Below are 15,575 nucleotides of genomic sequence, written 5' to 3' on the forward strand. Positions count from 1 at the left end.
AATATCCTAACGGAATTTCCGGCGGAAAATAGCTAACACGCCTAATACGAGTAAACCGTATAATGGCAGTGATGCGCCTTTTCGTTCGTAGTTTTCATCTTCATCGCTATCGCATTGTTCGATGTCGTTTACGCCGGTTGGACTCAATTTAACCGCAATAACCCGGGTGATATCGTTAGTGTCACCACTATCGGTTAGTACCTCTTCACCAGTAATATACACTTGCGGACTCTTGTACATAGCATTAGCAACAATTTCATTGTTGTCGTTAATGTCGTTGGCCGTAACCAGCGTATATTGCGCTTGTTGTTCGCAAGTAAGCAGCGTGTTCAAATCAATGAACTCACCAACATTGATGTCGTACATAAAAGCGCGTAACTGGCGATCAGTTTGCACACTGGAATCGTACTCGCCCTCACCCACAATGATACCGTTGTTGTTAATGGCACGTGGATTTACCGCCGCAGTGGCAAAAAATCCATCAGGGTAAATGGCTTCGCCGCTTTCAACGTTATAAATAAACATCTGCTCGCGGGCTACACCATTGCTTTCACGCAATACATTACCTACTACCCAGTCATCGTTGTTAATGGCGGTAGCGGTACTTTTCAGGTTCTCGTCACGAGGTAACAGCTCAACAACTTCACCGTCAACAAAGGCGGTAGCCACGATAACACTATAACGTCCAGCGTTGCTGCCTGGTAATGTATAAATAACCGTTTCACCCGTTGACGACTCACCCACTGCAACGCCGTTGTCGTTAATATCAAATGCCTTGCTGTAGTAACTCAGTAAATTACTGGTTTCTTCCGGGGTAAAAACCATGCCATAGGCTGTGGTATTGACTACGTTGCCCTGAGAATCCAAATTCCAGATTGTCGCGCGACGATAACCGGCTGACAACAAGGTACTTTCGCTGGCAATCAGGTTGTAGCGGCATAGCTCAATGGGCGTCGAACCGCGGGTTTCGTCATCTTCACAGTTTTCTGCCGCGTCAATATATGTATCAGTAAATGCCGCGCTGCTGTATCCGGCAACCTGCAGTTGGCTGTTAATAGCAAACGCTTCACCATAGCCACCTAATGGTTCATCTTCTGCTGGCGTAAGCACTTTAGAAATACCATTAACCTGCACAAAAGGCTGAATTGGCATATCGTTCACGATGTAAGTCAAATCATCGCCGTCATCCGTGGTGTAATCGACTTCAAAGAACGCACCATTGGCAGTACCAACAAAATAATCACCGCCAAATGAATCACGTACTTTAGTGAAGGCGCTACGGCTGTAATCCTCGAATTCTTCTTTGATGACGTCAAAACCAGGGATCAAATCGGAGCGGACGGTATCAGTGTGGTAGCTGCGATAGTTCGCCAGTACCTGAGCAAACGAACTACTGGAGCGCGCTTGCAACACATAGGAATACAGAGTCTGGTAATCTTTTGTACTAAAAACACCCTGCTCTACGGCATCAGGATCTTCAAACAAGGCTAAAAAGTTTTCGTTGGTAAAATCCAGCAGGTCTAAATCTATCGGCGGGTTATATTCCGACTGGGTCATTACCACCATAGCGCCAGTGTTATCAATTGACTGCGAGAAGTTATAAAACGATAAGTCCTGCACCGGAGCGGGTGTCATTGTGTACGTTGCTGCCGCTGCTGACATGCCAGTTGTGGCAAGGATTACTGCAGATGTAAGCTGTTTAAGTTTCATTCAAAATCCTGTTACTGCTGTGTGCTATCCAGCAAGCTTTCTAATTCGTCCCATCGCGCATAAGCATGAGATAGTTTTTCTTCTAATGCCGCCAGTTCGTTTAATATGGCGGTGGTAGTGTCGCTGTCTTGCTTAAAAAAGTCAGGGTCGTTAACACGTTCTTGTTGTTGTTCAACCTGTTCTTCCAGCGATTCAATAGTAGCGGGCAATGTCTCCAGTTCCCGCTGATCTTTATAAGACAGCTTTTTCGGCTTTTTGGCCGGTTGTTTTGCAATCGGACTGTTATTTTCCGATTTAGTTTCATTCTTTACAGTTTTTGACGCGCCAGACAAATAAATACTTTTACCTTGCTCGTTGTACCACTGTTCGATGTCAGCGTAACCGCCCACAAACTCCTGGATCACACCCTGCTCGGTAAACAGTAAGCTGGCATTTACCACATTATCAACAAATTCCCTGTCGTGACTCACCAGAATAACAGTGCCTGCGTAATTTAACAGGAGAGTTTCCAGCATCTCAAGGGTTTCTACGTCCAAATCATTGGTGGGTTCGTCGAGGATGAGCACGTTGCTGGGGTTTAGCATCAGCTTTGCCAGCATTAAACGGTTTTTCTCACCACCAGACAATGACTTTACTGGTGCATTTACGCGGTCAGGGCTAAATAAATAGTCCTGTAGGTAACTCATTACGTGGCGCGGGTGGCCATTCACCATCAAATCTCGTTTACCATCGGCAACCACGTCAATAACCGGCTTTTCTAAATCGAGTGCGATGCGGTGCTGGTCAAAATAAGCCACTTCCAGATTAGCTCCCTGACGACAATTTCCCGAATCAGGTGTTAACTGGCCCATCAATAACTTGATAAGCGTACTTTTTCCACAGCCATTAGGCCCAATTAGTGCCAGTTTTTCGCCGCGAAGTACGGTTAAATTCAGGTTGTTAACGATGGTTTTGCCTTCAATGGCGTAATGCAAATCGGTAGTTTCGAACACCAGCTTACCCGACCGGTTACCCTGATGCTGTTGCATTGCAACATTACCAGAGAGTTCCCGGCGCGCAGCGCGTTCTTCACGTAATTTTTTAAGTGCGCGAACGCGGCCTTCGTTACGCGTGCGGCGAGCCTTAATACCCTGACGTATCCATACTTCTTCCTGCGCAAGTTTGCGGTCGAATTCTGCCTGATGCGTGGCTTCTACAGCCAAATCGTGTTCTTTTTGGTCAAGGTACTGCTGATAATTCCCAGGGTAGCTGGTAAGTTGCCCACGGTCTAAATCTACGATACGGGTAGCCATGGCCCGAATAAACGCCCTATCGTGACTGATAAACACTATAGCGCCTTTGTATTGCTGCAGACTTTGCTCCAGCCAACGGATCATTTGAACATCCAGGTGGTTGGTTGGCTCATCCAGTAACAAAATATCAGGCGATCGCACCAGTGCTCGCGCCAGCGCGGCTTTCCGTCGCCAGCCGCCCGACAGCGTGGCTAATGAAGCGTTGCCGTCAAGTTGTAACATGGATAGCGTTTGTTCAATTTGTTGCTCAAACTGCCAGGCATTATTGGCGTCCAGCTGCTCCTGAAATGCTTGCATCTTTTTCAGATTTTGTTCGCTGGGATCATCGGCAACAAGCTGGATACACTTGAAATAGCCTTTCAACACCTCGCCTACGTCGGCGAGCCCTTCCGCTACATAATCAAACAACGCGATGTCGGTGGTTTGCGGCGGATCCTGTTCCAGTCTTGCAATAATTGTGTCGCGTTCAATTATACGCTGGCCGTCATCAGCAATGACATCGCCGCTAATCACTTTTAACAGGGTGGATTTACCACTGCCATTCCGACCCACAATACAAACGCGCTCGCCTGGTTGGATAACCAACTCCACACCATCAAGTAATGGCGGCGAGCCAAACAATACGGATACATTTTTTAACTGTAAAACACTCACTGCAAAAACAACTCCAAATCCTGCAGGGTAAATGGCCAGCCAAGCTCAGCCTCGCTGTCTTCCCTTTTGAGTACCGGTATACGCACCGCATACAAATGATAATGCGCCGGATTCTCCCGAATATTGAATTCAGTTAATTCAATCGCAGATGCTTTAGAGCACTGCGCTACCAACGCTTTGGCATCATTGCACAAGCAACACTGGGGACCGGTAAATAACGCCAGCTTCACGATTGTAAAATCCAGCACTGATGAATATTACTGTGGCGTTTAAAGTCTTCAGGGATGGTTGCAGCCGAAATATCCTGGGCAGTTAAGCCAAGCGCGTTCATTGCCTCATCATCCAGCTTAAAGCCGCGCCTGTTATTCGAGAACATGATGGTGCCGCCGGGTTTCAGGCAGCGTTTTGCCTGAGTCAGCAACATTACGTGATCCCGTTGCACGTCCCAGGTTGTATTCATCCGCTTCGAATTTGAAAACGACGGTGGATCAATAAAAATAAAATCGTACTGGCTGTTGTGCCCTGCCAACCACTGAAGGCAATCTGCCTGTACAAACTGGTACGCACCAGATAATTTATTCAGCTTAAAATTATCCCGGGCCCAGTTGATATAGGTATTCGACATATCCACCGTGGTTACTGACCTAGCGCCGCCCAACGCGGCAAATACCGATACACTGCCGGTGTAGGAAAATAAATTCAGTACATCTTTATTTTTTACCCGCTTTTGCACTTCCTGTCGGGTTATGCGGTGATCCAGAAACAACCCGGTATCCAGATAGTCAGTTAAGTTAACGTAAAATTTGGCGCCGTTCTCGAATACCACTTTACGGTTGCCGGTTTGGCTAACTTTTTCGTACTGCTGCTTACCTTTTTTCTGCTCACGTACTTTCAGCATGATCTGTTTGGAGGGCGTGTCGGTAACCGCCGGTAAATACAGCAACACTTCCTGTAAGCGACGTTTTGCCTTTTCGGCGTCGATGGTTTTTGGTGGAGCGTACTCCTGAACCACTAAACAATCGTCGTAGCGGTCAATTGCAACATTGTATTCAGGCAAATCCGCATCATAGATACGGTAACAATTGGTGTTAGCCTGATTTATCCAGGGTTTCAATTTTTTAAGATTTTTCTTTAACCGATTGGCAAAATCATTGTCCTGGCCTTCAGAATATTGCTGGCAATTCGCTTCATCAAGCGCGTAATTTACCAGTTTACATTCAAGCTTACCGTTCATCAGACTGTATTCTTTTGACGCTCTGAGTTTCAATAACCGGAGTAATTCACGATTGCTGCTCAATAGCGACAAATGCCAGCCTTGCCAATGACTTTTTAGTTGCTGTCCCCATTGGGAAAACAACGGGATAAGCGTTGTCATTTCACCCAGGCGTTCACCGTACGGCGGGTTAGATACCAACACACCCGGTTTAAAGGCTGCCTTGGGTGGAGTAAACGTTAACGCATCACCCACATTGAAATGAATAAATTCAAATACGCCGGCTTCATTGGCATTGTGTTTTGCCATGGCAACCAGCTTGCGATCGATGTCATTAGCGAATAATTTTACCTCTGGTGTGATCTGCCTCGCCTCTGCATCCGCTATCAAGGATTGCCAAATCTCAGCACGGTGACCCTGCCAGTGCGTAAACCCCCAGCGAGGACGCTGCAAGCCTGGAGCTCGTTGCGCAGCAATTAACGCAGCTTCTATTACTACCGTACCCGAACCACACATGGGGTCGACCAACGGTTGCGAGGTATCTTGTGTCCAGCCACTGCGCATAAGCATGGCGGCAGCCACGTGTTCTTTAAGCGGCGCCAGACCAGTTTCTTGTCGGTAGGCCCGCTGATGTAAACTGCCACCAGACATTTCAATACCCAGTGTGATTTTGTCGCGATTCAGACGTGCATTTATAACGATGTCAGCCTGGGTGCGCTCTACGTCAGGGCGAGAACCACTTTCGTCATAAAAATGATCCACAATTGCGTCTTTTACCTTGAGTGCACCAAACTGCGTGTTGTTAATTGCCCGGCTGCTGCCGTGAAACTGTACGCTGAAGGTATCTTTGGTAGAAAACTGCATTGACCAGTCTACTTTACTAGCGGTGTCGTACATGGCGTCAGCAGAACTGGCATCGCCGTCTGTGAGGATCCATATTACGCGGTTGGCTAGCCTGGACCACAAACACACGCGATAGGCATCTTCAAGCGAGCCATCTACCCGCAACATTCCCGGACTTTGTTTTATCGTGGCGTCAGGACAAAGCTGCGACACTTCATCCCTTAATAGTTCGTCCATTCCGCGACTGGTTGTAACCAGAAAACCTAATTGACTCATTACAGCCCCTGAACAAGTTGTTTTATGAGCTTAGGGCCCTGATAAATAAATGATGAATACACCTGAATTAATGACGCACCAGCCTCCATACGGGCTTTGGCAGTGGTAACATCGTGTATACCACCAACGCCAATAATAGGCAGCTTTCCAGCCAATGCTGTGTGCAATTGCTCGGTGATCCACTGACTTTGATTTACCAGTACCTCGCCACTCAGCCCACCGGCTTCACCAGCGTGTTCCAAGCCCTCTACCGCTTTGCGATCCAACGTAGTATTGGTTGCAATCACGCCATCCATTTCGCATTTAATCAACGAACCAGCAATACCCTGAACTTCTTCTGCAGTTAAATCAGGGGCGATTTTAATGAATAACGGCACGTATTTATTATGTACTTTTTCCAGTGTGCGCTGAGCTTCTTTAAGGCCACTTAATAAAGCCTCAAGCGCCGCACCATATTGTAAATTGCGCAAGCCCGGCGTGTTCGGTGACGAAATATTAATGGTGATATAACTTGCATAGGCGTAAACCTTATTTAAGCAAATCAGGTAATCGTCCAGTGCTTTGTCGTCGGGCGTATCTTTGTTTTTACCAATATTGATACCCAGTGCACCGTCATAACGGCTGGCTTTTACCTGTTCTACCAGGTAATCAACCCCTTTATTGTTAAAGCCCATGCGATTGATAATGGCGTGCTTTTCCGGCAAACGGAACAAGCGTGGCTTAGGGTTACCCGGTTGGGGCTTAGGCGTTACGGTACCCACTTCAATAAAACCAAAGCCCATAGCGGCAAATGCATCAATACATTCGCCGTTCTTGTCTAATCCGGCAGCAAGGCCAACCGGGTTTCTGAACGTCACACCAGCCACAGTAACGGGTTTGTTTGCTGTTTTTTCTGAGTACAGCGCCGACAACGGCGTACGTTGGGTTCGGTTTAGCCACTTAATGGTAAAGTCGTGACTGTGCTCCGGTTCGCATTTTAATAAGGCTTTTTGAATAAATTCGTACATGAAGTGTTATAACACCGTGTTAAGTTTGGCTGCCCCTGCATGACAACAAATAAAAAATAACCAGACTACAGGTGGCAGAAAGCCCCGACTAGCGGGGCTAACTAAGTCAATTGGGTGCCGCAGTGTAATATTGCAGTACCATTAATCCCGAAGGCACATAGTTTACTGGTTAGACTTCATGCTTAAAAGCATCAATTCTCGCAATGCTACAGAAAACTTCGCAAAATCGTGATTTGAACTGGTCTTAAATTCGCTCATCATATGATACCAGCGTTTTAACAGACCTTCATTGTTTTGCATCCAATTAGCCAGAATCGCATCGGCATCTTTGGAATCAGCGTTACTGCTTAGCAGGTTCGACACAATTGAACGCTGTTGCCAATCCAGCTCTTCCCGATAAGACGCGCGGGCCAGCGCCTGCCAATGGTTACCAACGGCTTGTGTATTGATTTGCTCAAGGAACCAATGAAGTTCGAGTTTGGAACCCATTTGATAATACAGACGCGCAGCAACATCGATATTGTGTTTATCCTGTTCTACGATCTGGGTTAAATCCAGGGCACTGAACATATTGCTGAATGCCGCCACTTTACTGGCAATATCCTGCGGAACCCCTTTATCAATCCATTTTGCAGTGGCATCTTCCAACTGCTTAATTTCGGATTTAACCAAATAGTTAGCCAGATTCGAACACAAATCATTCACTGCAGGCTGATACTTCTGGATAGACGCTTCAATGTCTTTTGAGCTATCGCCATGGCGAATATACCAGCGCGTGCCCCTGCGCATTAAACGTCTGGCGCTTTCCAACATAGCCAGTTGAGCCTGTGCATCAATCTTGTTATCGAGATCTTCAATCTCGTCCCACAATTTACCGATGCCAAATACGCCTTTAATAACACTGTAGGCATTGGTAATTTCAACGATATCGGCGCCGGTTTCTTCCTGCATGCGGTACACAAAGTTATGGCCCATGTCATTAACCATGTTATTGGTTAACTTGGTTGCAATAATCTCTGCCCGCAGCGGATGCTGTTGCATCTGCGCAGCAAAACGTTCACGCAGCACGGGTGGGAACGCACTGATTAACAACTTCCCGTGATAGGGGTTGTCGGTAAGCGCGGGTATATTTAACTGATCCTTCAGCACCATTTTGCCATAGGCGGTTAACACGCTTAGTTCCGGACGGGTTAAGCCGCGATCAGAGGCTGCGCGATCAGAAATTTCGTCATCAGAAGGAATGAACTCTAACTCGCGGTTGAGTGCACCATCGCGCTCCAAACCGTGAATAAAGCGCAGCTGTTCTTTAATTGAAGATACACCGGTACGTTCGCTAATGGAAATTGCCTGGGTTTGACGATAACAGTCTTGCAGCACAATGTTGGCAACGTCGTCGGTCATGTCATACAGCAAGTTATTGCGTTGTTTAACCGTTAAATCACCATTGCTAACTAACTGGTTCAACAGGATTTTAATGTTAACTTCGTTGTCTGAACAGTCTACGCCGCCCACGTTATCGATAAAGTCGGTGTTCACCCGGCCACCATTGGACGCGTATTCCATACGACCCAATTGTGTTAATCCCAGATTACCGCCCTCGCCCACAATTTTGGCGCGAATATCGCGGCCATTTACGCGCAAGGAATCATTCGCCCGATCGCCTACATCTGTGTGACTTTCTTTCTTACTCTTAACATAAGTCCCAATACCGCCATTCCAAATCAGGTCAACCGGCATTTTAAGAATATTGTGGATCAATTCACTGGGTGTCATGGTGCTTTGACGTGTACCCAACCAATTCTTCATTTCGGGCGTGAGTGTGATTGATTTGGATGACCGGTTGAAAATACCGCCGCCTTTGGAAATCAACGAGCGATCATAATCATCCCAGGACAAGCTTGGATTGTCGAATAAACGCTTTCGTTCCACATACGTTTTAGCCGCATCCGGATCGGGATCAAAGAAAATATGCAGGTGGTTAAAGGCCGCAACTAAGCGGGTATGTTCCGATAGCAACATACCATTACCGAACACGTCACCTGCCATATCACCTATACCAACACAGGTGAAATCAGTGGTTTGACAGTCAATGCCGATCTCGCGGAAGTGACGTTTAACCGACTCCCATCCACCGCGGGCAGTAATACCCATTTTCTTATGGTCATAGCCGACACTGCCGCCTGAGGCAAATGCATCGCCCAGCCAGAAGCTATATTCCTCTGAAATGCCATTTGCGATGTCTGAGAAAGTAGCGGTGCCTTTATCGGCTGCTACAACCAAATACGGATCGTCTTCATCTAATCGCACAACGTCTTTTGGCGGAACAATTTCACCATTAACAATGTTGTCGGTGATATCCAGTAAACTGCGGATAAAGGTGCGGTAACAGGCTTTACCTTCCTCAAGAATTTCCTGACGGGTTGCACCGCTTGGCAATTGCTTACATACAAAACCGCCTTTTGCCCCTACCGGCACAATCACGGTGTTTTTCACTTTCTGCGCTTTAACCAATCCAAGAATTTCGGTACGGAAATCTTCCTGACGATCTGACCAGCGCAAGCCACCACGTGCTACCCTACCGCCGCGTAAATGCACACCTTCTACTTTCGGGCTGTATACGAAGATTTCGTATTTAGGCAGTGGCAATGGCATTTCCGGGATTTTTTCAGGCAACAGCTTGAATGAGATGTATGGCTTGTCGCTGCCATCCTGTGCTTTCTGGTAGAAGTTGGTACGCAATGTAGCGTTAATTAAATCAAGATAACGGCGAATAATCCGGTCGTCATCCAGGTTGCTCACTTTGTCCAGTGCTTCGTTGATTTTGCTATCCAGGGTTTCCAGACGTTTTTTACGCGACTTACGGGTCGGATTAAAAATCTCTTCAAAATAGTTAATTAACAGCCCGGCAATTTGCGGATAGTTAGACAGCGTGTTGGCGATATAGTCACGGCTGAAACTACTACCGGTTTGACGCATGTACTTAGCAAACGCGCGTAGTATGGTAACGTTGCGGCCTGTGAGTTCAGCACTCAATACCAAGCGGTTAAAACCATCGTCTTCCAGAAGGTTGTACCATACTTTGGCAAACGCATCCTGGAATAGTGCCTGGGCTTTATCCATGTCTAAATCGTTGCCGCTCTTATGCAGCATGGTAAAGTCCATTACCCATTTAACAGTGCCGTCGGCGCAGTTAATCTTGTAAGGGCTCTCGTCAATCACTCGCAGACCAAAGTTTTCCAAAATCGGCAATACGTCAGATAAATGGATTGGCTCGTGCAAGTGGAACAGCTTTAACTTAACAATTTGGCTGTCAGCCTGTTCTTCCTGTGGGCGGTAAAACAACATGCCCATGTTGGTTTCTTCAGACAGCAATTCCAGCTTTTCAATATCAACCAAGGCCGCAGTGGGTAAATTGTGCTCAGTGTAAGAACGCGAAAATGCGTTAACGTATTTGCGCTCCAGAGATTTCGCTGTGGCTTCACCATAGGCAGACGACAACGCAGACGACAATCTGTCGCTCCAGGTCTTGGTCAATTCAATGATATTCTGTTCTATTTCCTTCACATCGATTTCCGCATTGTTGTCGTTTACCCGGGCAATGTAGTGCGTTCTGGCATACACAGATTCAGAAAAGAACGTGGTAAATTCAACTTCACCAGCAGCCCCCAGCGAGTGTTGCAATAGTGCCTGTGTTTCTTTGCGCAATTGGGTGTTATAGCGCTCTCTTGGCACATAAACCATGCACGAGAAAAAGCGACCGAAGGTGTCTTTTCTAACAAATAAGCGCGTGATGCCACGCTCTTGCATCTGGAAAATACCGCGTACAATTTCAGCCATTTCTTCTTCTGGCGTTTGTAGCAGCTCGTCGCGTGGGTAGGTTTCAACAATATTATTGAATGCTTTAAATGCGTGAGTGCGCGGATCAAATTCAGACAGCTCACAGATACGGCGAATTTTGTCCGACAACAATGGGATATCACGGGTACTGCTGTTGTAGAAATTGGCAGAATACAAACCAAGGAATCGATGCTCGCCAATCACCTGGCCTTTGCTGTTGAATTCTTTTATACCCACGTAATCCATGTACGCAGGACGGTGAACGCGCGAGCGTGAATTGGTTTTGGTCAGTAACAATAACTGAGGACTCAACGCAGCCTTTTGCGCGCTGGAGGGCATCGCGGAAAGTAAACGCGCTTTATCACTGATGGAGTTTTTCATCAGGCCCAGACTGCTTTCGTTATCCGGATGCCACTGATGATCGCCTTCAATTGCCTTTATTGTGTAATGGCGATAACCCATCAAAGTGAAATTGTGATCGTTCAACCATTCAAGGAAGCGCACCGCAATGTCTTTTCTGTCGTTAGCAATTGGCAGTTTTGCCTTTTTCACCTGAGCTGTAATCGCGGAAAGTTTGTCCAGCATTAGCTGCCAGTCAGATACTGCCAGCGACACTTCATCCAGTGTGGAGAATAACTCTTTGGTTAGCAGGTCAATATCTGCCTTGCTGGTTTGACGATCTACTTCTATGAACACCACTGTTTCGCGAGAATTCGTAGTAGCCTTGCTTTCACCAAATCGAACCAATTGATGCGCGTCATCGCGATCGATGTTCATCGGGCTGTGGATCAGCATGTGCGCAGTGATGCCTAAACGGTTGAGTGCCATGCGAATGGAATCAACCAGGAAAGGCATGTCGCGAATAATCAATTCTACGATAGTATGTGTAGACTTCCAGCCGTGTTTGTCGATTTCCGGGTTAAACACGCGAACATAAGGACGCTGGCCGTCATAATTGGCAAACGCATTCCACAAACTCAGCGTTGCCCCGTATAAATCACTGTCGTTACGATGCTCTAAGTCATCTAAAGGAATATTTTTGAATAATTGTCGACCGAACGTGGTGATCAGTGTTCGGTTTTGGTTATCGACTTTTTTGTCGATTAACGAAAAAACGTTCTCAAGCAAAACTGAATAGCGCTGAGAGCTGACTGTCATGTGCTTACCTATAGAGTATTTTTAGTTTAAGTATAGATTGTACAAGCATATTTTCGCTAAATAAGCGATGAAATAAAAGAGCTCGTTTTACATCTTTTTTACATTTTAGATAACTATGCAAATAATCCAAATAAAAAGGAGCCATTGCGGCTCCTTTTTTGGTTACTTATGCGAAAAAATATTTTTCATTAGTTTTCGGTACGGTTAAACCAGAGAAGCCGCGCCAATGCTGGCAGTACAACAATGGCTCCTAACATGTTAACCAGGAACATAAAGGTAAGCAGAATGCCCATATCAACCTGGAATTTCAGTGTTGAAAATACCCAGGTACTTACCCCGATTGCCAGTGTCACACCGGTAAACAACACAGCACTGCCACGCTCTTTCAATGCTTCCAGGTAAGCCTGATTCACTGACATACCCTGCTTAATCAGAATGCTCATGGTTGACAGAATATATATACCATAGTCAACACCGATCCCCACGCCTAGTGCGATAACTGGTAGTGTGTAAACGGTTAAACCGATGTTGAGATAAGTCATCAGCGCCTGAGCCAGCACGGAAACTACGTACAGTGGCAACACTACTGCAATGGTTGAACGCAACGAACGGAAACTCATTAAGCACAAAATGATTACCGCACCAAACACATAGATCATCATCGGCATTTGAGCTGCTTGCACTGCTTCGTTTGTGGCAGCCATTACGCCAACCGGACCTGATGCCAGGCTAAACTTCATATCTTCAGTCTGGTACTCATCGCGGAATGCTTTAACCGCATTCACTACGCGGGTAATCGTCTCGGCTTTGTGATCTTCCATAAACAAAATGATAGGCATCACCGAGCAGTTACCATTTAACAGCCCTGAGGACGTGGGTACCCGAGAAATGGCTTGCACCAGCGTTTGCTGATTGCGAGGCAGCACCTGCCATTTCGGATTGCCTTCGTTGTAACCGGCATTAATAACCTTGGCGATAGAGGCCAGCGAAACGGCCGACTGGACGCCGTCGATGTTGGTCATTTTCCACTGAAAATCATCAATAGCACGCATTACATCATAAGACGTACATGCTTCAGCTGAAGTTTCAACCAACACGGAGATGTAATCTACGGTTACTTCGAAGCGATTGGTAATTAGCGCTGTGTCCTGATTGTAACGAGAATCTTCGTGCAATACGGCCGCGCCAGCCTGAATATCACCGATTTGCATTTTCTTCGACTGAACCACACCAAGCACGAATAACATCGCCGTGACCAACACAATCACCATAGCGGTACCTTTTCTGGTACACACGTCGAGTATGTGCCACATGCCTTCTGATTTGGCTTCCTGACCAGCAAACTGGTCCAAATAATGTTCAGGGAAGCGGATGTAGCTCATTAAGACTGGTAATAAAACCAGGTTAGTGAGAATAATTACTGCCACGCCCAAACTGGCGGTTATAGCCAATTCGCGAATAATACCGATATCAATAACTAACAGGGTTAAGAATCCGACGGTATCAGATAATAAAGCGATCCCGCCTGGAATCAGCAATGCTCTGAAAGCGGACATTGCAGCTTCTTTGGCGTTATTGCCTTTTACTATGTTCTTTTCAACGGCATTAATCATCTGCACGCCATGGCTAACACCAATAGCAAATACCAGGAATGGCACCAAAATAGACATGGGATCCAAACCGAAACCCAGTGTGGTGAGCAAGCCCATTTGCCAGATAACCGCAATCACGGAACACGCAATAGGCAGTACAGTTAACATGACATTGCGCGAGAAGAAGTACACCATCAGTGCGGTGATCACAATGGCAATCGCGAAGAACAGCACTACAGACTTAGCGCCGGTTGCTACATCACCAATCATTTTTGCAAAACCGATAATGTGAATGCTCACCTGATCATTTTCAAACTGACCACGAAGTTTGTCTTCCAGTACCTGCGCTAACTCAAGCGTATTTAATTGCTCGCCTGTCTCCGGATCCAGTTCCAGTAACTGTGCCGTTACCATGGCACACCGGTAATCATTCGATACCTGACGGCCTACAATCTTTGCCTTTTCAATGTTGGCAGCAACGGTTTCCAGTGCTTTGGGATTCGACGAATTAAAATCGGCTGGAATAACCGGCCCACCAGAGAATCCGCCTTCAACAATTTCGGTAAAACGCGTAGACGGTGAAAATAGCGATACAACCAAAGAACGGTTTACGCCATTAATAAAGAATAATTCGTCGTGTACATTTTTGAGAGTGTCAAAAAATGGCTTATTGAAGATATCGCTGTCGCGATCACACACGGCTACCAACACGCTGTTAGCGCCACCGAAATCCTTGCGGTGAGCCATGTAGGTTTGCATGTACTCGTGATTAAGCGGAATGTTTTTTTCAAAACCGGCATCCAGCTTCATACGCGAAGCCTGGAATGCCAGCAATAACGTGGCGAACACGAACAGCAAAATAACGGCTGGACGGTTCTTAAAAATCAACCTTTCTGAAAATTGGCTAAAAGAAGACATAAAACTGATTTAATCCAAAGAAAGTGAATAGATGCCGTCAGCGGCAGTAACAATGGTTTCACCCTGAACGGTGGCAGCATTTAATAACGCAGACTTACTTTCTGTAGTGGTAATACTCACACCATCAGACACCGTGCATTCATCCTCAGAAGCAAAGGGATCATGCGGGCTCAGCGACAGTGGAATGGCTGATTTTACCACCACGCCGTTGTTACCGATAAAAAATACATTATCAGTGCGAACAATAATTGAATTGATCGTTGCGGTGTTACAGGTTTCCAGATATTGCCACTCCTCACCCTCTTTCATAGCAAAAATATTGCCACGTAAGCCGGCTGCCACAACGGTACCATTTTCCAACTTCTGAATATCGAAAAATGACCCCGTGTATTCGATGTCAAAACGCTCCCAGGTACTACCATTGTCTGCGCTAAATGCCAGCAAACCTGCTTCACCAGCAAGATACAAGGTGTTATCGCTGGCAATACTGATTCGGTTGAGATGCGGTAAAATCGATTCGAGCTCCTGCTGGTAGAAATCTTCATTTTCTTTGCGAATTTCTTCCAGATATTCACGATCCATTGGGTTTAAAAATGAGGCGTGTCTTATCGACTCCCAATTCGCTCCGCCGTCCTGCGTTTGATAAAACAAACCATAAGCACCAATAGCGATACCGTTAAGTGCATCTAGAAAGAGAATATCGAGAAAAGGACGATCCAGATCAGGATCATTGTGCTGAATTTCCCAGCTTTGACCGCGGTCGGGCGAATGGATAATAACGGCGTCATGGCCAGCAGCCCAAATATTGTCACCAATAACGGTAACCGATGTTAACGTGGCCTGTGTGGGTACATTAACTTGAGTGAATTCTTTATCACCTTGCTTAATAAGAATATGACCCCGTTCTCCCACTGCAACAGCGAAAGACTCAGACTCAATATCCAGTAATAGTGATTCTCGTACCAAAGGGGCTTGGTATGCTTGCTCTGCCTGACAAACTAACGAAAAAACGAGAATTAGCACGGAAGAAATCAATTTGTGCATTAAAGGGTTAAACCTCCGGATAAAGTACACG

Annotated in this window: 8 protein-coding genes; all 8 read right to left on the reverse strand. The window is 46.3% G+C overall.

Going from position 1 to position 15,575, the window contains the following annotated elements; genetic code table 11:
• Positions 1–6: 6 nt before the first annotated feature.
• The 8 genes from FJ444_RS07565 to FJ444_RS07600 all read right to left on the reverse strand — a co-directional run bounded on the left by FJ444_RS07565 (position 7) and on the right by FJ444_RS07600 (position 15,544).
• Positions 7–1,710: a DUF3466 family protein gene (locus tag FJ444_RS07565; RefSeq protein ID WP_140957458.1), complete on the reverse strand. Its 1,704-nt coding sequence runs from the start codon at positions 1,708–1,710 to the stop codon at positions 7–9.
• An 11-nt stretch (positions 1,711–1,721) separates the two neighbouring features.
• Positions 1,722–3,656 carry an ABC transporter ATP-binding protein gene (locus FJ444_RS07570; protein WP_140957460.1) on the reverse strand — a complete coding sequence of 645 codons (1,935 nt, stop codon included), beginning with the start codon at positions 3,654–3,656 and terminating at the stop codon, positions 1,722–1,724.
• Positions 3,653–3,886, reverse strand: a complete 234-nt coding sequence (locus FJ444_RS07575; protein WP_140957462.1) for a glutaredoxin family protein — start codon at positions 3,884–3,886, stop codon at positions 3,653–3,655. Before FJ444_RS07575 ends, FJ444_RS07570 begins: the two co-directional genes overlap by 4 nt.
• Positions 3,883–5,988 carry a bifunctional 23S rRNA (guanine(2069)-N(7))-methyltransferase RlmK/23S rRNA (guanine(2445)-N(2))-methyltransferase RlmL gene (gene rlmKL, locus FJ444_RS07580; RefSeq protein WP_140957464.1) on the reverse strand — a complete coding sequence of 702 codons (2,106 nt, stop codon included), beginning with the start codon at positions 5,986–5,988 and terminating at the stop codon, positions 3,883–3,885. Before rlmKL ends, FJ444_RS07575 begins: the two co-directional genes overlap by 4 nt.
• Complete coding sequence (gene pyrD, locus FJ444_RS07585) at positions 5,988–6,995, reverse strand: quinone-dependent dihydroorotate dehydrogenase (protein ID WP_140957466.1); 1,008 nt, start codon at positions 6,993–6,995, stop codon at positions 5,988–5,990. Before pyrD ends, rlmKL begins: the two co-directional genes overlap by 1 nt.
• A 162-nt stretch (positions 6,996–7,157) precedes the next feature.
• Complete coding sequence (locus FJ444_RS07590; RefSeq protein ID WP_140957468.1) at positions 7,158–11,990, reverse strand: NAD-glutamate dehydrogenase; 4,833 nt, start codon at positions 11,988–11,990, stop codon at positions 7,158–7,160.
• A gap of 188 nt (positions 11,991–12,178) precedes the next feature.
• Positions 12,179–14,500 (reverse strand): RND family transporter, encoded by a 2,322-nt coding sequence (locus FJ444_RS07595; RefSeq protein WP_140957470.1) that lies wholly within the window; start codon positions 14,498–14,500, stop codon positions 12,179–12,181.
• 9 nt (positions 14,501–14,509) lie between these two features.
• Positions 14,510–15,544 carry a YCF48-related protein gene (locus FJ444_RS07600; protein ID WP_140957472.1) on the reverse strand — a complete coding sequence of 345 codons (1,035 nt, stop codon included), beginning with the start codon at positions 15,542–15,544 and terminating at the stop codon, positions 14,510–14,512.
• Positions 15,545–15,575: the final 31 nt, after the last annotated feature.

This window comes from Aestuariibacter sp. GS-14 (genome assembly GCF_006494365.1).
GTDB lineage: Bacteria > Pseudomonadota > Gammaproteobacteria > Enterobacterales > Alteromonadaceae > Alteromonas > Alteromonas mangrovi.